General features: G+C 67.0%; 16 protein-coding genes and 1 pseudogene. 10 read left to right on the top strand and 7 right to left on the bottom strand.

Annotated features, from left to right (window positions below; all coding sequences use genetic code 11):
- Window positions 1–37: 37 nt before the first annotated feature.
- Window positions 38–1066, bottom strand: a complete 1029-nt coding sequence (locus U4Z31_RS18935; protein ID WP_124489273.1) for a DUF1338 domain-containing protein — start codon at window positions 1064–1066, stop codon at window positions 38–40.
- Between the two features lie 227 nt (window positions 1067–1293).
- Here U4Z31_RS18935 and U4Z31_RS18930 point away from each other — a divergent pair, with 227 nt between their 5' ends.
- Window positions 1294–2247: a LysR family transcriptional regulator gene (locus U4Z31_RS18930; RefSeq protein ID WP_044848360.1), complete on the top strand. Its 954-nt coding sequence runs from the start codon at window positions 1294–1296 to the stop codon at window positions 2245–2247.
- Window positions 2248–2710: 463 nt separating this feature from the next.
- Window positions 2711–4339, top strand: coding sequence for an NADP-dependent glyceraldehyde-3-phosphate dehydrogenase (locus U4Z31_RS18925; protein WP_124571427.1), 1629 nt, complete (start codon window positions 2711–2713; stop codon window positions 4337–4339).
- A gap of 108 nt (window positions 4340–4447) precedes the next feature.
- Here the strand turns inward: U4Z31_RS18925 and U4Z31_RS18920 are convergent, their stop codons facing one another.
- On the bottom strand, window positions 4448–5080 hold the full coding sequence (locus tag U4Z31_RS18920; protein ID WP_321811057.1) for a LysE family translocator: 633 nt from the start codon (window positions 5078–5080) through the stop codon (window positions 4448–4450).
- A 633-nt stretch (window positions 5081–5713) separates the two neighbouring features.
- Between U4Z31_RS18920 and U4Z31_RS18915 the strand changes: the two genes are divergently transcribed.
- Window positions 5714–6037 (top strand): DNA-binding protein, encoded by a 324-nt coding sequence (locus U4Z31_RS18915; RefSeq protein WP_124489271.1) that lies wholly within the window; start codon window positions 5714–5716, stop codon window positions 6035–6037.
- A gap of 36 nt (window positions 6038–6073) precedes the next feature.
- Here the strand turns inward: U4Z31_RS18915 and U4Z31_RS18910 are convergent, their stop codons facing one another.
- A complete protein-coding gene (locus U4Z31_RS18910) occupies window positions 6074–7309 on the bottom strand; it encodes an NADH:flavin oxidoreductase/NADH oxidase family protein (RefSeq protein WP_321811056.1) in 1236 nt (411 codons plus the stop codon).
- Between the two features lie 78 nt (window positions 7310–7387).
- On the opposite strand from U4Z31_RS18910, the gene U4Z31_RS18905 reads away from it, so the two are divergent.
- Both U4Z31_RS18905 and U4Z31_RS18900 read left to right on the top strand, forming a co-directional pair.
- Entirely contained in the window at window positions 7388–7855 is a 468-nt protein-coding gene (locus tag U4Z31_RS18905; protein ID WP_321796372.1) for a MerR family transcriptional regulator, read from the top strand.
- A gap of 190 nt (window positions 7856–8045) precedes the next feature.
- Complete coding sequence (locus U4Z31_RS18900; protein WP_124489268.1) at window positions 8046–8366, top strand: DUF1330 domain-containing protein; 321 nt, start codon at window positions 8046–8048, stop codon at window positions 8364–8366.
- 24 nt (window positions 8367–8390) lie between these two features.
- Here the strand turns inward: U4Z31_RS18900 and U4Z31_RS18895 are convergent, their stop codons facing one another.
- Window positions 8391–9227: an NAD(P)-dependent oxidoreductase gene (locus U4Z31_RS18895; protein WP_321796367.1), complete on the bottom strand. Its 837-nt coding sequence runs from the start codon at window positions 9225–9227 to the stop codon at window positions 8391–8393.
- A 113-nt stretch (window positions 9228–9340) separates the two neighbouring features.
- On the opposite strand from U4Z31_RS18895, the gene U4Z31_RS18890 reads away from it, so the two are divergent.
- Window positions 9341–10444: a LacI family DNA-binding transcriptional regulator gene (locus U4Z31_RS18890; RefSeq protein WP_321811055.1), complete on the top strand. Its 1104-nt coding sequence runs from the start codon at window positions 9341–9343 to the stop codon at window positions 10442–10444.
- Window positions 10445–10615: 171 nt separating this feature from the next.
- Here the strand turns inward: U4Z31_RS18890 and U4Z31_RS18885 are convergent, their stop codons facing one another.
- On the bottom strand, window positions 10616–11908 hold the full coding sequence (locus tag U4Z31_RS18885) for an MFS transporter (RefSeq protein ID WP_321796364.1): 1293 nt from the start codon (window positions 11906–11908) through the stop codon (window positions 10616–10618).
- Window positions 11909–12250: 342 nt separating this feature from the next.
- Between U4Z31_RS18885 and U4Z31_RS18880 the strand changes: the two are divergent.
- Window positions 12251–12517, top strand: a pseudogene (locus U4Z31_RS18880) (Ada metal-binding domain-containing protein); the annotation flags it as partial.
- An 11-nt stretch (window positions 12518–12528) separates the two neighbouring features.
- Window positions 12529–13062, top strand: coding sequence for a methylated-DNA--[protein]-cysteine S-methyltransferase (locus tag U4Z31_RS18875; protein WP_321811054.1), 534 nt, complete (start codon window positions 12529–12531; stop codon window positions 13060–13062).
- 28 nt (window positions 13063–13090) lie between these two features.
- On the opposite strand, the gene U4Z31_RS18870 is transcribed toward U4Z31_RS18875, so the two are convergent.
- Window positions 13091–13909 carry a helix-turn-helix transcriptional regulator gene (locus tag U4Z31_RS18870; RefSeq protein ID WP_321811053.1) on the bottom strand — a complete coding sequence of 273 codons (819 nt, stop codon included), beginning with the start codon at window positions 13907–13909 and terminating at the stop codon, window positions 13091–13093.
- A gap of 77 nt (window positions 13910–13986) precedes the next feature.
- Here U4Z31_RS18870 and panB point away from each other — a divergent pair, with 77 nt between their 5' ends.
- Window positions 13987–14838: a 3-methyl-2-oxobutanoate hydroxymethyltransferase gene (panB, locus tag U4Z31_RS18865; protein WP_044848348.1), complete on the top strand. Its 852-nt coding sequence runs from the start codon at window positions 13987–13989 to the stop codon at window positions 14836–14838.
- A 19-nt stretch (window positions 14839–14857) separates the two neighbouring features.
- Here panB and U4Z31_RS18860 read toward each other — a convergent pair whose 3' ends face one another.
- Window positions 14858–15349 (bottom strand): Lrp/AsnC family transcriptional regulator, encoded by a 492-nt coding sequence (locus tag U4Z31_RS18860; RefSeq protein ID WP_006761025.1) that lies wholly within the window; start codon window positions 15347–15349, stop codon window positions 14858–14860.
- A 156-nt stretch (window positions 15350–15505) separates the two neighbouring features.
- On the opposite strand from U4Z31_RS18860, the gene glmS reads away from it, so the two are divergent.
- Window positions 15506–17335, top strand: coding sequence for a glutamine--fructose-6-phosphate transaminase (isomerizing) (glmS, locus tag U4Z31_RS18855; RefSeq protein ID WP_321811052.1), 1830 nt, complete (start codon window positions 15506–15508; stop codon window positions 17333–17335).
- Window positions 17336–17363: the final 28 nt, after the last annotated feature.

The following is a 17363-nucleotide window of genomic DNA, read 5'->3' as shown; positions in this document are numbered from 1 at the left end:
TCAGCCACCGGCCCGTTTTTTTCGTGCGGCGTCGCGCTTACTTCGCCGCGTTCGCCGTCATCTTGAAGATGCCCTGCGCGTTGCCCGCATCGAAACGCAGGTCCGTCACCCAGCGGCGCGCCGCCTGGTCGAACGTGCGACGCCGCGTGATGAACTCGTAGAACGAGCCCGGCACGTTGCGCTTCACCGTGCCGCCGTCGCGCGTGCGGAACTCGCGCTCGACGATGTCCGCGCGATACGCGGTCTGGAACACACGGCCCGAACGCGAGCGCTCGACTTCCGGCTTCATCGGCCGCCCCTTCGCCTTCTCGTCGTCGGACAGCTTGAACACGTCGGCCACGCGATCGGTCGCATGGTTGAACGCGTTGCCTTCGGTCGCGATCCACGCCATCTCGGCCGATTCGAGCAGCAGCGTTTCGTAGTCGAGTTCGTTCGGCAGATCGTGCTGGCGCGCGAACGCACCGACGATCTCGGGCAGCAGCGCGTGCGCGGCGTCGAGCGACAGCCAGCCTTCGCGCTCGATCTCCCACAGAAGCGCGACGGCCGCCGGCGACAGCGGATCGCGCGACGAACTCACGACGTTCGTCACGGCCTGCTGGAATTCCTTCGAGAAGCGCTCCGGATGCAGTTCGCTGACGAAGAACTGCGCGATCTCGTCCGGCGCGTCTTCGTGCGCATACGCGCGGCCGGTCATGCCGAGCTTGTCGAGCGGATAGCGGCCGTTCAGGCGGAAGCCGAGCGGACGCAGGATGCGCGTGAACGCGGCTTCGCCCGGCGGCAGCGCGCCCGTGTGCGGCCAGCGCACCGTGCGCAGCGCGCCGTGGTCGAAGTAGACCGAGCCGCCGTTTTCGATGGCATCGGCCGTGTACGCGCGGCCGTTCGCCGAACGTTCGAGCAGCCCTTCGAACAGCGCCATGTTCATCGCTTGCGCGATTTCCGCGCGCGTGACGACGTCGGTTTCCCATTCGTCGAGGATGGCCGGCATGTTCAGGGTCGCGAACAGGGCGTCGGTCTTCGCCTGTCCCAGCAGCTTCGTCAGCAAGCTCTCGATATTCGGATTGCGCATCAGGATTCTCGTGTTCGGGGGACCGCCGGCAAACGTGCCGGCAACTCGATTGGCCGGCCGCCCAGCGGGCGCCTGGCCTTGCGTGGGATGCATTATTCAAAGGGTTGCAGCGGGGCGTAAAGCGAGATTAAATTGACACGTGATGAGTTTTTGGAATTATTCGCGGTCCCCACACGCGTCCGACGGCCCGCCGCGGGCCGGTCCCTTCGTCAGACAAAACGAGCATCATGCGCAAATTCAAGATCCCCAACATGGGTGCGCTCGTGGCTTTCGAAGCCGCGGCGCGCCACGAGAGCTTCACGCACGCGGCCAAGGAGCTGTTCCTGACCGAAAGCGCGGTATCGCGGCAGATCGCGACGCTCGAGGCGAGCCTCGGCGTGCGACTGTTCGCGCGCGTGAAGCAGCGCGTCGTGCTGACGCGCGCCGGCAAGCTGTACGGCACGCAGGTGCGGCGCGCGCTGGAGGCGCTCGACCGCGACACGCTGTCGATCATCGCGCACGGCAGCGGCGGCGGCTACCTGGAACTCGCGGTGCTGCCGACCTTCGCGTCGCACTGGCTGATTCCTCGCATCAAGAGCTTCTACGACCGCACGCCGGACGTGCGCGTGAACATGGGCAGCCGCACCGACCTGTTCTCGTTCGAGGACACCCACTTCGAAGCCGCGATCCACTACGGCAAGCCGACCTGGCCCGGCACGTCGTCCGACTACCTGTTCGGCGAGGAAGTCGTGCCGATCTGCTCGCCGGCGCTGCTCGACGGGCCGGTCGAACGCGTGGAGGACCTGCTCGCGTATCCGCTGCTGCACTCGACCACGCGTCCCGGCGCGTGGGCGCAGTGGTTCGAGACGCACGGCGTCGAGGACATCCGCACGATGCAGGGCGTGCGCTACGAGCTGCACACGATGCTGATCAGCGCGGCCGCGGCCGGGCTCGGCGTCGCGCTGGTGCCGAAGTTCTTCGTCGAGGAACAGTTGCAGCAGCTCGGCCTCGTCGTGCCGTGCGACGCGGCGACGGTCGGCGATTCGGCGTACTACCTCGTGTATCCGACGGAGTTCAGCCACAGCAAGCCGCTGGAATCGTTTCGGGCGTGGTTGCTGGAACAGGCGAGCGCGTATGCGGCGCCGGGGCGGGACAGGGAGGACGATGACATGGATGCGGAGGACGACGAAGACGTCGAGTGATCGCGACGCGTCACCGGAGGTCCGGTGCGCGCCGAGCCGGGCAACCCCGACCCGGCGCTCCGGGCAGCCGACCTCGCTTCGGCAGCGCGGCGGACCTTCTCTCTTTTCTTCACTGCGTCTGTTTTCTCTCAGGTTCCGGGCAATTTTTTCTTCGCCGCGCCGGGTCATTATCCGCTCAATGCGGCCGAAGTGAAACGTTTGCGCATGCACCGAGCGGCTTATACCCGCCATTCGGACACAATCCTTCAAATTGTTTACGCGTGGTGCGATGGCATTCGGCAAATCTTGCAATCGGCTCGGCGTTCCTTTTTAATGGAACTGGTTCCATTCCGCGTTTCGGCCATGCCGACGCGTGACGTCCCGTCGTCCGCGCGTCATCATGCCGATTCAGGATCGAGGATCGTTCAGCTCAGGATTCCGCATCGCCCGTCCTTACCGGACACCCCCGTCAAACGAGACCGTCATGCCCGATTCCGCTTCCCTGCAGCAGCTGTTTCCCGCCTATCAGGACATCCCCGCCGAGTTCCGGCTCGCAGCCCCCATCCACCAGCGCGTGTCGCTGGTCGACGGCGAGCTGCGCCCGTGGGACGGCACGACCAAGACCGTGCTGTCGCCCGTGTGCGTGCGCCAGCCGGACGGCAGCGTCGCGCAGATGGAGATCGGCAGCTATCCGGTGATGGGCGAGACGGAAAGCGACGCGGCGCTCGACGCCGCGGTGCGCGCGTACGACTCGGGCCGCGGCGAGTGGCCGACGATGAAGGTCGAGCAGCGCATCGCCTGCATGCAGGACTTCATCAAGCGGATGGTCGCGCAGCGCGAGCTGGTCGTGAACCTGATCATGTGGGAGATCGGCAAGAGCCTCGCCGATTCGCAGAAGGAGTTCGACCGCACCGTCACGTACATGACGCAGACGATCGACGCGCTGAAGGAGCTCGACAACGCGAACTCGCGCTTCGTGATCGCGGAAGGCACGATCGGCCAGATCCGCCGCACGCCGCTCGGCGTCGTGCTGTGCATGGGGCCGTACAACTATCCGCTGAACGAAACCTTCGCGACGCTGATCCCCGCGCTGCTGATGGGCAACACGGTGGTGTTCAAGCCGCCGCAGTACGGCACGCTGCTGTTCGAGCCGCTGCTCGAAGCGTTCCGCGACGCGTTCCCGAAAGGCGTGATCAACACGATCTACGCGCCGGGCGCGGTGGTCGTGCCGCACATGCTCGCGTCGGGCAAGATCAACGTGCTCGCGCTGATCGGTTCGAGCAAGGTCGCCGATCACCTGAAGAAGCAGCATCCGAAGTCGCACCGGCTGCGCGCGATCCTCGGCCTCGACGCGAAGAACGCGGCGATCGTGCTGCCCGACGCCGATCTCGACCTCACCGTGAAGGAGTGCCTGCTCGGCGCGCTGTCGTTCAACGGCCAGCGCTGTACCGCGCTGAAGATGCTGCTCGTGCACCGCTCGATCGTCGACGAATTCCTGAAACGCTTCACCGCCGCGCTCGAGCAGCTGAAGATCGGCATGCCGTGGGAGAAAGGCGTGAGCATCACGCCGCTGCCGGGCATGCATCGCACCGCGTACATGACCGACGCGATCGACGACGCGAAGGCCAAGGGCGCGCAGGTCGTCAACCACTCGGGCGGCGAGTTCAGCAAGACGCTGTTCTACCCGGCCGTCGTGTATCCGGTGTCGGAAGGGATGAAGCTGTATCGCGAGGAGCAGTTCGGGCCGATCATTCCGGTTGCGCCGTTCGACGACGTGGAAACGGCGCTCGACTACGTGACGACCTCGGAGCACGGCCAGCAGGTCAGCATCTTCGGTTCCGATCCGGCGCAGATCGGCGCGCTCGTCGATCCGCTCGTGAACCAGGTGTGCCGCGTGAACATCAACTGCCAGTGCCAGCGCGGGCCGGACGTGTTCCCGTTCGCCGGGCGCAAGGATTCGGCGGAAGGCACGCTGTCGGTGAGCGACGCGCTGCGCGCGTTCTCGATCCGCTCGATGGTCGCGGCGAAGCAGACCGACGGCAGCAAGCAGCTGCTCGATTCGATCGTGTCCGATCACTACTCGAAGTTCATCAATACGGGCTTCATCTTCTGAAGCGCTGACGCCCGGACGGTGCGATCGACGATCCACCGCGTGTGCGCGCGGCGGATCGTCTGTTTTCGGATTCGGGGATTCGGGTTCCGGTGACCGCGGCGGGTTCGCTCACACGTTGGACGCGAGCAGCCGGACCCCGGCGAGCCCGAACACCACCGCGAGACACGCGTCCATCATGCGGCGGCCGCGCACGTACAGCCGGCGTGCGCCGTCCGTCGAGAACACCAGCGCATAACCGCCGAACACCGCGCAGCCGATCGCGAGGCAGCCCGGCACGACGGCGCCGTGCGACGCGCCCGCGCCGTTCGACGACAGCGCGACGATCGACACCCACACCAGGATCGCTTTCGGATTCGTCAGGTGCAGCATCGCGCCGCGCGCAAAGAAGCGCGACAGCGTCTGCTCGGGCGCAGCGTTCAGCGCGGCGCCCGCCTTCGCCGACCACGCGGTGCGGCCGGACTTGAACGCGAGCCACAGCAGATACACGCCGCCGAACAGCTTGATCGCGACCAGCAGCTTCGACCATGCGAGCAGCGCGGCCGAAACGCCCAAAGCGGCCACCGTCGCCCAGCACATCGAACCGGAGATCACGCCGAGCGCGAACGCGAGCGCCGCCTTGCGGCCGTGGTTCGCGGCGACCGACATGATCGCGAGATTGCTCGGGCCGGGGCTGGCCGTGCCGACGAAGTAAGCCGTGTAGGCCAGCAGCAGGTTGGCCGAGAAGAAGGCGTGGACGCTCATGTCGAACCTCGCGGGGATGATGCGGTGATTGTTCGCGAACCCGGCGCCGCTGCCCATGAACAGTTGTCCGGTTATTCGCTGGGCCAGTTGGATGGCACCGCGTGACGCCGGTTGCACGTGCGTCCGGCGGGCCGCGAAAAAAACGTCTCGGATATGAAACATCCGGCGCATGCGATGCGCGCCTTCAACGCGCGGCGGGTGGCGGCGGGTGGCGGCGGGTGGCGTCGCGGCTCGCCGCGCGAGACCGTCCCGAGGCCGCGGGGACGCCGCCGACGCCCATGCTCCGCGACCTTGCAGCGCTTCGTCGATCGACACACTCGACCGATTTCAACCCGGCGTTACGTTACATCGCTGAAGCATTTCGTCCGTCCGGCCCCTGTCGCGCGGCCGTCCGCGATCGCGCGCGGCGGATGGGCGCCCTGCCCGATTTTCCGTGCAAGCCAGTGCCGGCGGGACGCGATGACCGCTGCCGCGCCCCGCGTCAACAGTGCTCAACAATCGGATCGAGGGCTGGTACGGAACCTGCATTCGCATTGCAGTGACAGCCGCGCCGACGATCGGCGCGAACACGAACCCGGATCGGGACCGTCCCCGGATACGCCCGAACGATCCACGCAAGCTGCGAGGCACATCATGGATGCGCTGCCCAATTCGTCCGATACGTCGTTCCAGATCTTCCTCGCGAAACTGCTCGAACAGCCGCAGCCCGAATGGACTGAAAAGCAGCAGATGGAACTCGAGATGGCGCGCACGCTATCGACCCGGATGGTCAGCTACGCGGAAGCCATGCGCGGCGGCAGCGCGGATCTCGCGCACTGCCTCGTACTGCTGCGCTACGCGAAGGTCCTCGACTTCATGCTGACGTCGCTCGCCGCGCACCGCGACATTCATCCGCAGACGCTGCGCACGCTGTTCCGGCTCGCGAACCTGAAGGTCGACGACGCGTATCCGGTGTGAGCGGGCCTCGGGCAGCCCGACGCGCCGCGTGCGCGGCTAGCGCGCCGCCCGCCCCGCCATCCACTTGCGGTACCGCCGCGTCTGGCACTGCGCGGCGAGTTGCTGCGACAGCAGCGCGCGCAGCGGCGACACGCCCGGATGCGTACGCCGCCCGACGCTCAACCGTGCGAGCTGGAACTTCACGACGGCCATGTTCGCCAGCGCGCCCAGCGCCTTGTTCTTCCATCGGATCGGCTGCAGCGCCGGCGCGCTGTCCTTGCCTGCCTGCCAGTCGCGGGGCAGGTTCGGCTCGATCGACAGCGCGGTCGCGATGCCGACCATCGCCACGCCGCTCGCGACCACCTGCTCGGCCACCGCGCGACGCCGGATCCCGCCCGTGACCATCAGCGGCATCGCCGCGACCGCCGTGATGTCCCGTGCGAATTCGAGGAAATACGCTTCGCGTGCCAGCGTGCGTCCGTCGCGCGCCTCGCCCTGCATCGCCGGCACTTCGTAGCTGCCGCCTGACAGTTCGACGAGATCGACGCCCAGCGGATTCAGCAGTTCGACGACGCGCTTCGCATCGTCCGCACTGAAGCCGCCGCGCTGGAAATCGGCCGAATTCAGCTTGACCGACACGACGAACGCCGGCGATACCGTCGCGCGCACCGCGCGCACGATGTCGAGCAGTAGCCGCGCGCGGTGCTCGATGCTGCCGCCCCACGCATCCTGCCGGCGGTTCGTCAGCGGCGACAGGAACTGGCTCAGCAGGTAACCGTGCGCCGCGTGGATCTGCACGCCGGTGAAGCCGCTTTGCTCGGCAAGCTGCGCGGCGCGCACGAAGCGCTGCTGCACGTCGGCGATGTCGGCTTCCGTCATCTCCTTCGGCACCGGAAACTGCTTCGACAGCGCGCCGAGCGCGAGCGGCACGGCCGACGGCGCGAGCGTCGTCTGGCCGAGCGCCGCCTGCATCTGGCGCCCCGGATGGTTGATCTGCATCCACACGTGCGCGCCGCCGGAGCGCGCGACCTGCGCCCATCGCCGGAAGCGGTCGAGATGCGCGTCGCCGTGGAGCACGACGCCGTTCGGCCCCGTCATCGCGCGGCCGTCCACCATCACGTTGCCGGTCAGGATCAGGCCCGCCCGGCCGTCGGCCCACGCCTGGTACAGGCGCAGCAACGCGTCGGACGGCGCGTGATCCGCATCGGCCATGTTCTCTTCCATCGCGGCCTTGGCGAGCCGGTTCGGGATCACCGCGCCATTGGGCAGCGTGAGGGGCGCAAACAGGTTCATGGTGGACTTCCTCGATTGACGATGCCCAACCATAACTTTAAAGTCAGCTTCAAGGTCAAGCCCCTCTGGAGCACAAGCATGAAAATCGGCGAGCTGGCGCGCACCAGCGGCATCGCGGCGTCGCGCATCCGGTTCTACGAAGCGAGCGGCCTGCTCGAACCGGCGCGCCGGCAGGCGAACGGCTATCGCGAATACGGGCCGGAAGCGCTGACGCGGCTCGCGATCATCGACCGCGCGCAGCGCGCGGGCTTTGCGCTCGACGAGATCCGCGCGGTGCTGCCGCCCGATCTCGGCGCGTGGCCGCGCGACGAACTGCTGGAGGCGTTGCGGCACAAGGTCGACGAAATCGCGTTGCTCGAGCAGCGGCTCGCGCAGAACCGGCGCAACCTGCAGACGCTGATCGACGAGATCGCGAACAAGCCGGCCGGCGAGGATTGCGCGGGCGCCGCGCAACGCATGCTCGACAAGCTGTGCAAGGAGGAAGCCGAGTCGGTGCCGGCGCCTGCGCCGATGGCGCACGCTCGGCCGATGCGCAAGCGCGCGTAGGCGCGGCGAGCGCACGCGTGCGCCGGGTCTTGCGGTGTGGTTCACGCGGGGCGGCCCGCGCGCACGGCTGCGCGGATTTGCTTACGTCGCAGGTAATCGACGCGCGCCGCGTGCGCATCGATCATGGCTTCACCGATCAACGACGAACGATCGACGATCGACGCATCGCATCGACACCCCGGAGCCTGCCATGACCGCCTACGCCATCGCCCACCTGCACGACGTTCACATGTGCGACGACATCGTCGAATACCTCGAACGCATCGACGGCACGCTCGCGCCGTTCGACGGCCGTTTCGTCATTCACGGCGCGCGGCCCGACGTGCGCGAAGGCGAGTGGCGCGGCGACCTGATCGCGATCGCGTTTCCCGATCTCGATACGGCGCGCGCGTGGTACGAATCGGACGCGTACCGGCAGATCCAGCCGCTGCGCGCGCGGCACGCGAGCGGCCCGTTGATCCTGATCGACGGCGTGGACGAGCGGCACAAGGCGACCGACATCCTGCGCTGATCGACGTGCGCGAGCCGGCCTCGCTTACTTCGCGTTGCGCTCCAGCGGCTCGCCGACGACGAACCCGCCGCCCTGGAAGCGTTGCGCGGGATCGTCGTACTCGGCGCTCGGCGCCGTCACCGGGAACAGCCCGGCGAACTGCTCGGAACTGTCCTGCGGCCGGAAGCCGAGGAAGCCGGCCTTCGTGTTGTCCCACCACTTCACCGGGTTGTCCGACACGCCGTAGACGATCGCGTGGCCGACGCGGTTCGTCAGCAGCGAGCAGCGCACGAGCTCGATGAAGTCGCGATAGCTGAGGAACGTCACGAGCATGCGCGGGTTCTTCGGCACTTCGAACGACGAGCCGATCCGCAGGCACACCGTCTCGATCCCGAAGCGGTCGAAGTAGTAGCGCGACAGCGACTCGCCGAAGCACTTCGTCACGCCATACAGGCTGTCCGGACGCTGCGGCGAATCGGCATCGAGCACTTCCGTGACCGGATGGAACCCGATCGCATGGTTCGAGCTCGCGAACACGACGCGCTTCACGCCGTGCTTGCGCGCGGCTTCGTACAGGTTGTACGTGCCGGTGATGTTCGCATCGACGAGATCGTCGAACGGCGCGTCGACCGAAATGCCGCCGAGGTGGACGATCGCGTCGACGCCGTCGACGAGTTCCATCACCGCCGGCCGGTCGGCCAGGTCGACGACGCGGGTTTCTTCGTGCGGGGCGGCGTCGCCCAGCGCGGCGATGTCGCTCACGCGCACGACGTCGGCCCAGTTCGCCAGCGCGCCGCGCACCTGACGGCCGAGATTGCCGGCCGCGCCGGTCAGCAGCAGACGCCCGAACGGCTTGCGTGCGCCGGTGGATGTGGCGTTCATCGAATCTCCTTGAATCTGTTCTGAGGTGTCCTGGACGTTGCCCGAAACCGGCGGAGCCGGCAAACAATCGGAAAACGTTTTCCAACTATACGCGGGGCAAAAGCCGAACGTCAATGGTTGAACCTGTTCGCACCCATCCGCACTTTCCCGATATCGTCCGGCGGCCGGACGCCGGCTTTTTCTGCCACAATCCGGTGCAATCGAACGAAAACGTTACCCTTCCGATGAAAAAAGTTTCCCCGACGATCCGCGACGTGGCCGCGGAAGCCGGCGTGTCGGTCGCGACGGTCTCCAAGTACGTGAACGGCACGCAGCGCTTTTCGCCGACCGTCGAAGCGCGGCTCAAGGAAGCGATCGAACGGCTCGGCTACCGTTCGAACCCGCTCGCGCGCTCGATGATCACCGGGCGCACGCGCACCATCGGCCTCGTGATCCTCGACATCAGCAACCCGCACTTCACGAACGTCGTGAAGGGCGCGAACCGCGTCGCGCTCCAGCACGACTACACGCTGCTGCTCGTCGATACCGAGGAGAACCAGGCGCGCGAACGCTCGCTGATCGAGGCGCTCGCGCAGCGCGTCGACGGGCTGATCGTCAGCACGCGGATGCCCGACGACCAGGCCGGCTGGATGCTCGACCTGCACAAGCCGCTCGTGCTGCTGCGGCGCAGCCCCGGCCTGCCGATTCCGAGCGTCGGCATCGACAACCGGCTCGCCACCTACATGCTCGCGCGTCACCTGCTCAATCTCGGCCATACGCGCATCGCGTACCTCGGCTTCGGGCCCGCGCGCGTGAACGACGAACGGATCCAGGGCGCGCGCGACTGTCTCGCGGAAGCGGGGCTCACGCTCGACGTGCACGACGCGCACGCGCCGACCGCCGAAGCCGGCGAGCGCGCATGCTCGCGCGTGATGCTCGGGCCGCAGCGTCCGCAGGCCGTGATCTGCTACAACGACCTGATCGCGCTCGGCTTCATGAAGGAAGCGGCGTCGCTCGGGTTCCGGCTGCCGCGGGACGTGTCGGTTGCCGGCGTCGACAACGTGCCGTATGGCGCATACGCGGCGCCCGCGCTGACCACCATCGACATCCAGAGCGAAAACATGGGGGAGCTCGCGATGCAGAAGCTGATCGACGCGCTCGCCGGGCGTACCGAGGCGAGCTATTCGACGTTCGAGCCGCGGCTGATCATGCGCGCGTCGACGGCCGCGGTGGGTTGAAGCGCGCATCGCGTTCGATATCCGCTGTATCGCTGCTTCGGCGTATCGTTGATTCGTCGCTTCGTCGCTTCGTCGCTTCGTCGCTTCGTCGCTTCGTGGCTTCGTGGCTTCGTGGCTTCGCAAACAAAAACGCGCCGCCTGCGGGCGGCGCGTTCGATTGCCGGCACGCGATCACGCGTCGAGCTTCGCGGGCTTCATCTTCGGCGTGAGCATATGCATGATCGCCAGCGCGAGCAGGTAGGCCAGCGCGCCGATCGCGAACAGCACCCAGTAGTGGCCCGTGCGTTGCAGCACCTGGCCGATCACTTCCGAGAACAGCACGCCGCCGATCGAGCCGGCCATCCCGCCGATGCCGACCACCGACGCGACCGCGCGGCGCGGGAACAGGTCGGACGCCGTCGTGAACAGGTTCGCCGACCAGCCCTGGTGCGCGGCGGCCGCGAGACCGACGATCAGCACCGCGATCCACAGGCTATGCACCTGCGACACGAACGCGATCGGCAGCACGCAGCACGCGCAGAACAGCATCGCCGTCTTGCGCGCGCCATTCACGCTCCAGCCCGCGCGCAGCAGCGCCGACGACAGCCAGCCGCCGCCGATGCTGCCGACCGTCGTCAGCGCATAGATGCACACGAGCGGCAGGCCGATATGCTGCATGTCCATCCCGCGCGACTCGTTGAGCCACTTCGGCAGCCAGAACAGATAGAACCACCACACCGGGTCGGTCAGGAACTTGCCGATCAGGAACGCCCACGTCTCGCGCTTGCGGATCAGTTCGCCCCAGCGCGGCGCGCCGGCATCCGCGTTCGCCGCGTCGAGCGCTTCGGCTTCGTCGCGCGGCTCGTCGTATTCCGCGGCGAGTGCGCGCGTGTCGGCCGTGCGATACATCAGCAGCCACACCGCGAGCCACACGATGCCGATCGCGCCGATGATCACGAACGCCGCGCGCCACCCGTAGGCCACCGCGATCGCCGGGATGATCGCCGGCGCGAACACCGCGCCGATGTTCGCGCCCGAGTTGAAGATGCCGGTGGCGAGCGCGCGTTCGCGGCGCGGAAACCATTCGGCCGTCGTCTTGATCGCGGCCGGGAAGTTGCCGCCCTCGCCGATCCCGAGCAGCGCGCGCACCGCCGCGAAGCCCGTCACGGAGCCGACCGCCGCGTGCAGCATCGCCGCGATGCTCCACACCAGCATCGCGACCGCATACGAGATGCGCGTGCCGAGCCAGTCGACGATGCGCCCGAAGCCGAGCAGGCCGATCGCATAGAACGCGGAAAACGCCATCACGATGCGACCGTACTGCACCTGGCTCCAGCCGATGTCGTGCTGCAGCATCGGCGCGAGCAGGCCGAGGATCTGTCGATCCATGTAGTTGATGACGGTCGCGAAGAACAGCAGCGCACAAACGGTCCAGCGGTAGCGGCTGGCCGCGGTGCGCACGGCACCGACGACGGCGGATTGCATGAATGTCTCCGATACGCGGTCGCGCCCGTCGCGCCGCTGGATTGTGCTGTCCGTGACCGACGACGGGCGCCGGGGCGGGCGGCGGCCACGCCCCTTGCGTGGCGCGGCCGCTCGTCCGTCGAGTTCTGGAAAACGTTTTTCAAAGGATAGGGCGTGGGCCGGTGCCGTGTCAGTCGGGGATTTCGATGAGTCATCTCAAAATGGGCCGCGCAAAAAGAGATGACTGTTTCGCAGAGTGGCATTAACCGTTTTTCCGGGATTCTCCCGCGTGCGAAACGGGGCCACGACGCGGGATGGCGCGTCGATACACATGTCCGATTCCAGCCAGAATCGGCGGCGCGGATGGTTTACAGTCGTCGCATGCGCCTTGATCCCGACACCTGCTACGACGCCCTGCTTGCGCGGAACCGCCGCTTCGACGGCTGGTTCTTCGTCGGCGTGTCGACGACCGGCGTGTATTGCCGCCCCGTTTGCCCGGTGAAACCGCCGAAGGCGCGGAACTGCAGTTATTACCCGACCGCCGCGGCTGCCGAGAAAGCCGGCTTTCGGCCGTGCATGCGCTGCCGGCCCGAGCTCGCGCCCGGCCACGGGCTGCTCGACCTTCATGGAGAAACTTCGCGATGACGCACGCTCATCTGATTCCGAGCCCGCTGGGCGACATCGCCATCCGTATCGAGGACGATGCGCTCACAGGCCTTTTTTTCGTCGGCCAGAAATACTATCCGTCGCTGGCGATCGCGCCGGACGCGGACGAACGCAGCGCGTCGCCGCTCGCGCGCAAGGTCGCCGAGGAAGTCGCCGAATATTTCACCGGCACGCGCGAAACCTTCTCGGTGCCGATTAATCTGCACGGCACCGCGTTTCAGCGCAGCGTGTGGAAGGAACTGCTCGCGATTCCGTTCGGCGAGCTCGTTTCATACGGCGACATCACCGAACGCGTCGGGCTGCCGATGAGCGCGGCGCGTGCCGTCGGCGGCGCGGTTGGCCGCAATCCTGTGTCGATCATGGTGCCGTGCCATCGCGTGATCGGCGCGTCGGGCAGCCTGACCGGTTATGCAGGCGGCATCGAACGCAAACGCGCGTTGTTGTCGCTCGAAGGCGCCGGGTTCGTGCGCGGGGAACGTCATCCGATGCAGCAGTCGCTGGCGTTCTGAATGAAGATCCGCGGCGCGCGTTGCCGCGTCACGCGCTCAGCGTTGGCCGACGCGCTTCACGCTTCGCATACGCGCCCGGCGTCACGTTGAACTTCGCCTGAAACAGCGCGATGAACGACGACGTCGAGTCGTAGCCCAGTTGTGCGGCCACCGCGCCGATCGGCTCGCCCGCATCGAGCAGCGGCAGCGCTGCGAGCAGCCGCACGGCCTGCCGCCACTCGGTGAACGACAGCCCCGTGTCCTGCCGGAACAGACGCGACAGCGTGCGCCGCGTCGCACCGACCTGACGGCCCCATTCGTCCAGACTGCGCGTGTCGCCCGGATGCGCATGCAACGCACGCGCGATTTTGAGCAGACGCGAATCGTGCGGCAGCGGCACCGTCAGCGGCGCGGGCCGCATCCGCGCGATCCGGTCGGCGATCAGGCACACGAGCGCACCGTCCGGCCCCGACTCGTCGTAGTCCACCGGCAACTCGCCGGTCGCGATCACCAGTTCGCGCAACAGCGGCGTCATGCAGAGGATCATGCAATCGTCGGCGGCATCGTCGCGCGCGATCGCATCGTCGAGATACAGGCTGTGGAACGCGACGCAATCGCGCGTCGACACCGCGTGCGGCACGTGCGGCGGAATCCACATCGCATAGTGCGGCGGCAGCAGATGCCGGCCCGACGGCGTCGATACCTCCAGCACGCCGCTCGTCGCATACATCAGCTGGGCCCACGGGTGACTATGCGCGTCGACGCTCGCGTTGCCGGGAATCCCGAACGCGCGCACGAACAGCGGCCTCGGCAGGCGCGCCATCGGCGGCACCGCGTACGGATCACCCGATTGTCCCGCCAGCGACATAAGACGTCCTCCGAAGGTCATTGCATGCACGATCGCGATGCTACCGTAACGACTCTTCTTTCTCACGGCTTCCGTTCATGAGCGCGCATACCCGCACCACCCGCAAGACCGTCACCGCGATCCGCGCGACGAAAGGCATCGGCAGCCTCGTCTCGCTCACCGCCTATTCCGCGCCGATGGCGAAGCTCGTCGACGAAGTGGCCGACGTGATCATCGTCGGCGACTCCGTCGGCATGGTGCTGTACGGCATGCCCGATACGCTACGCGTCACGCTCGACATGATGAGCGCGCACGGCGCGGCAGTCGTGCGTGGCACCGCGCAGGCGTGCGTCGTCGTCGATCTGCCGTTTTCGACGTATCAGGAATCGCCCGCGCAAGCGTATCGCTCCGCCGCGCGGCTGCTCGCCGAAACCGGCGCGCAAGGCGTCAAGCTCGAAGGCGGCAGCGAGATGGCCGACACGATCCGCTTCCTGACGGAGCGCGGCATTCCGGTGATGGCGCACGTCGGCCTCATGCCGCAGCAGGCCAATGCGACCGGCGGCTTCCGCGCGCAGGGGATGGACCCGCGCTCGGCCGCGCAGGTGTTCGACGCCGCGTGCGCGGCCGAGCGGGCCGGCGCGTTCAGCGTCGTCGTCGAGGGCACCGCGGAAGCGCTCGCGCGCCATCTGACCGAAACACTGTCGATCCCGACCATCGGCATCGGTGCATCGCCCGCGTGCGACGGGCAGGTGCTCGTGACCGAGGACATGATCGGCGCATTCGACGCGTACACGCCGCGCTTCGTGAAGCGCTACGCCGATGCGAACGCGGTGATGCGCGACGCGATCCGCCAGTACGCGCACGACGTGCGGCAGCGCGTGTTTCCCGAGCCGGCGCACTGCTTCGGGTACGGCAAGCCGCTGCAACTCGCGGCAGCCGCCGCGGCGTGACGGCTGCGCTTACGCGCGATTACGCACGCTTGCGCATCGCATGCGCGACCCGCGCGTTGGCCTCGAACTTCGCACGATGCGTCGAGAAGAACGTCCGCACGTTGCGGACGTTCGATGCGCCGGTGAACAGCCGCCGCGCGAACGCGTCGTATTCGGCGACGTCGGCCAGGTCGGCCACCACCACGAAATCCGGCCCCGGCGACACGCGGTAGCACTGCGTGACCGCCGGCTCCGCGCACACGTAGGCTTCGAACGCGTCGTAGTCTTCGGCCGTCTGCCGGTCGAGGCTGATCTCGATCAACGCCGTGACCGCCGTGCCGATCGCGACCGGATCGAGCACCGCGACCTGGCGGCGGATCACGCCCGCTTCCGTCAGCCGCCGCACGCGACGCATGCAGGTCGGCGGCGACGACAGCGCGCGCTCGGCGAGTTGCAGGTTCGACACCGATGCGTCGTCCTGCAGGATCGCGAGAATGCGCAGGTCGAGATCGTCGAGCGTGATGCCGGCCATGGGCGGCTCCTTCCGGTCAGGGTGTGAAATTTAATTTCAACATGATAGACGATCGCCTGTCTGTTTCATCTTTTTATATATTTTGAAATTTAATTCCATTCGTGCGCCTCTACCATCGCTGTCACGGGTCCAGACAGGACATTTACGGAGCGCGCTATGTGTGGAATTGTCGGGGCGGTTGCCCAGCGGGACATCCTGCCGAACCTCGTCGACGGGCTGAAGCGGCTCGAGTATCGCGGCTACGACTCGTGCGGCGTCGTGGTCTATCGCGATCGTGCGCTGGCCCGCGCGCGCAGCGTCGACCGCGTCGCCAACCTGCAGCGCGAGATCGCCGGGCATGCGCTGTCGGGCTACGCCGGCATTGCGCATACGCGCTGGGCGACGCATGGCGCGCCCGTCACGCTCAACGCGCATCCGCACTTCTCGCCGAGCGACGACAACGCGCGCATCGCGCTGTCGCACAACGGGATCATCGAGAACTGCGATCAGCTGCGCGCGGAACTGCAGGCGCATGGTTATGTGTTCGCGAGCCAGACCGACAGCGAGGCAATCGCGCACCTGATCGATCACCTGTACGACGGCGACCTGTTCGACGCGGTGCGCCGCGCGGTCGCGCGACTGCGCGGCAGCTACGCGATCGCGGTGATGTGCCGCGACGAGCCGCACCGGATCGTCGGTGCGCGCGACGGGATGCCGCTCGTCGTCGGTGTCGGGGATGGCGAGAATTTCCTGGCGTCGGATGCGATCGCGTTGTCGGGTATCACCGATCGAATCGCTTACCTCGAGAACGGTGACGTTGCCGATATCCAGCTGCATCGCTACTGGATCGTCGATGCGGCCGGCCAGCGCGTCGAGCGTGCGGTGCAGCGGGTGGCCGCGCATAGCGGCGCGGCCGACCTCGGGTCGTATCGCTATTACATGCAGAAGGAGATTTTCGAGCAGCCGCAGGCGGTGGCCGATACGCTGCTCGATGTCGGGTCGATCATGCCGGAGCTGTTCGGCGACGGCGCGTGGCGCGTGTTCAACGACGTCGATTCGGTGTTGCTGCTCGCGTGCGGCGGCAGCTATCACGCAGCGCTGACCGCGAAGTACTGGATCGAGAGCATCGCGAAGCTGCCGGCGAGTGTCGAGATCGCGAGCGAGTTCCGGTATCGCGACAGCGTGCCGAATCCGCGCACGCTGGTCGTCGCGGTGTCGCAGAGCGGCGAGACGGCTGACGTGCTCGGGGCCGTGCACGTCGCGAAGCAGCGCGGGATGCTGCACACGCTCGCGATCTGCAACGTCGCGACGAGCGCGCTGATGCGCGAATGCGCGCTGCAGTTCGTCACGCGTGCGGGGATCGAGATCGGGGTGGCGTCGACGAAGGCTTTTACGACGCAGCTCGTGGCGTTGTTCTTGCTGACGTTGTCACTGGCGCAGGTGCGCGGGCGGTTGAGCGACGACGAGGAGAAGGCGCATCTGCGTGCGCTGCGGCATCTGCCCGATGCGATGTCGAAGGTGCTCGCGCTGGAGCCGCAGATCATGGGCTGGTCGGAGCTGCTCGCGCGACGCGACAACATGCTGTTTCTCGGACGCGGGATGCATTATCCGATCGCGCTCGAAGGCGCGCTGAAGATGAAGGAGATTTCGTATATCCACGCGGAGGCTTATCCCGCCGGGGAGTTGAAGCATGGGCCGCTGGCGTTGGTCAGTAACGAAATGCCCGTGATTGCGGTGGCGCCGAATGACGTGCTGCTCGAAAAGCTCAGGTCGAACATGCATGAAGTCAGCGCGCGGAACGGCAGGCTTTTCGTGTTCGCGGATGTGGACTGCGGGTTGATGCCGAGCGAGGGGATCGAGGTGATTCGGCTCAATGAGTACTACGGGCCGTTGTCGCCGATTCTGCATACGGTGCCGATGCAGTTGCTGGCTTATCACGCGGCGCTCGCGCGGGGGACGGATATCGATAAGCCGAGGAATCTGGCCAAGTCGGTGACGGTGGAGTGAGGGCATATCGCGGAGGGCCGGGCTGTGC

Source organism: Burkholderia sp. BCC1985 (assembly GCF_905339915.1).
Classification (GTDB): domain Bacteria; phylum Pseudomonadota; class Gammaproteobacteria; order Burkholderiales; family Burkholderiaceae; genus Burkholderia.
Note: the sequence above shows the minus strand (reverse complement) of the source record. Positions and strands in the feature narration are given on the sequence as shown.

Excerpts from the sequence above, each read along its gene's own strand:
- U4Z31_RS18890 (WP_321811055.1), top strand. The coding sequence starts at position 9,341 with ATGGTTGAACCTGTTCGCACCCATCCGCACTTTCCCGATATCGTCCGG.
- U4Z31_RS18860 (WP_006761025.1), bottom strand. The coding sequence starts at position 15,349 with ATGGCCGGCATCACGCTCGACGATCTCGACCTGCGCATTCTCGCGATC.
- U4Z31_RS18895 (WP_321796367.1), bottom strand. The coding sequence starts at position 9,227 with ATGAACGCCACATCCACCGGCGCACGCAAGCCGTTCGGGCGTCTGCTG.
- U4Z31_RS18910 (WP_321811056.1), bottom strand. The coding sequence starts at position 7,309 with ATGAACCTGTTTGCGCCCCTCACGCTGCCCAATGGCGCGGTGATCCCG.
- U4Z31_RS18935 (WP_124489273.1), bottom strand. The coding sequence starts at position 1,066 with ATGCGCAATCCGAATATCGAGAGCTTGCTGACGAAGCTGCTGGGACAG.
- U4Z31_RS18900 (WP_124489268.1), top strand. The coding sequence starts at position 8,046 with ATGACCGCCTACGCCATCGCCCACCTGCACGACGTTCACATGTGCGAC.
- U4Z31_RS18885 (WP_321796364.1), bottom strand. The coding sequence starts at position 11,908 with ATGCAATCCGCCGTCGTCGGTGCCGTGCGCACCGCGGCCAGCCGCTAC.
- U4Z31_RS18930 (WP_044848360.1), top strand. The coding sequence starts at position 1,294 with ATGCGCAAATTCAAGATCCCCAACATGGGTGCGCTCGTGGCTTTCGAA.
- U4Z31_RS18870 (WP_321811053.1), bottom strand. The coding sequence starts at position 13,909 with ATGTCGCTGGCGGGACAATCGGGTGATCCGTACGCGGTGCCGCCGATG.
- U4Z31_RS18920 (WP_321811057.1), bottom strand. The coding sequence starts at position 5,080 with ATGAGCGTCCACGCCTTCTTCTCGGCCAACCTGCTGCTGGCCTACACG.
- U4Z31_RS18925 (WP_124571427.1), top strand. The coding sequence starts at position 2,711 with ATGCCCGATTCCGCTTCCCTGCAGCAGCTGTTTCCCGCCTATCAGGAC.
- U4Z31_RS18905 (WP_321796372.1), top strand. The coding sequence starts at position 7,388 with ATGAAAATCGGCGAGCTGGCGCGCACCAGCGGCATCGCGGCGTCGCGC.
- panB (WP_044848348.1), top strand. The coding sequence starts at position 13,987 with ATGAGCGCGCATACCCGCACCACCCGCAAGACCGTCACCGCGATCCGC.
- glmS (WP_321811052.1), top strand. The coding sequence starts at position 15,506 with ATGTGTGGAATTGTCGGGGCGGTTGCCCAGCGGGACATCCTGCCGAAC.
- U4Z31_RS18915 (WP_124489271.1), top strand. The coding sequence starts at position 5,714 with ATGGATGCGCTGCCCAATTCGTCCGATACGTCGTTCCAGATCTTCCTC.
- U4Z31_RS18875 (WP_321811054.1), top strand. The coding sequence starts at position 12,529 with ATGACGCACGCTCATCTGATTCCGAGCCCGCTGGGCGACATCGCCATC.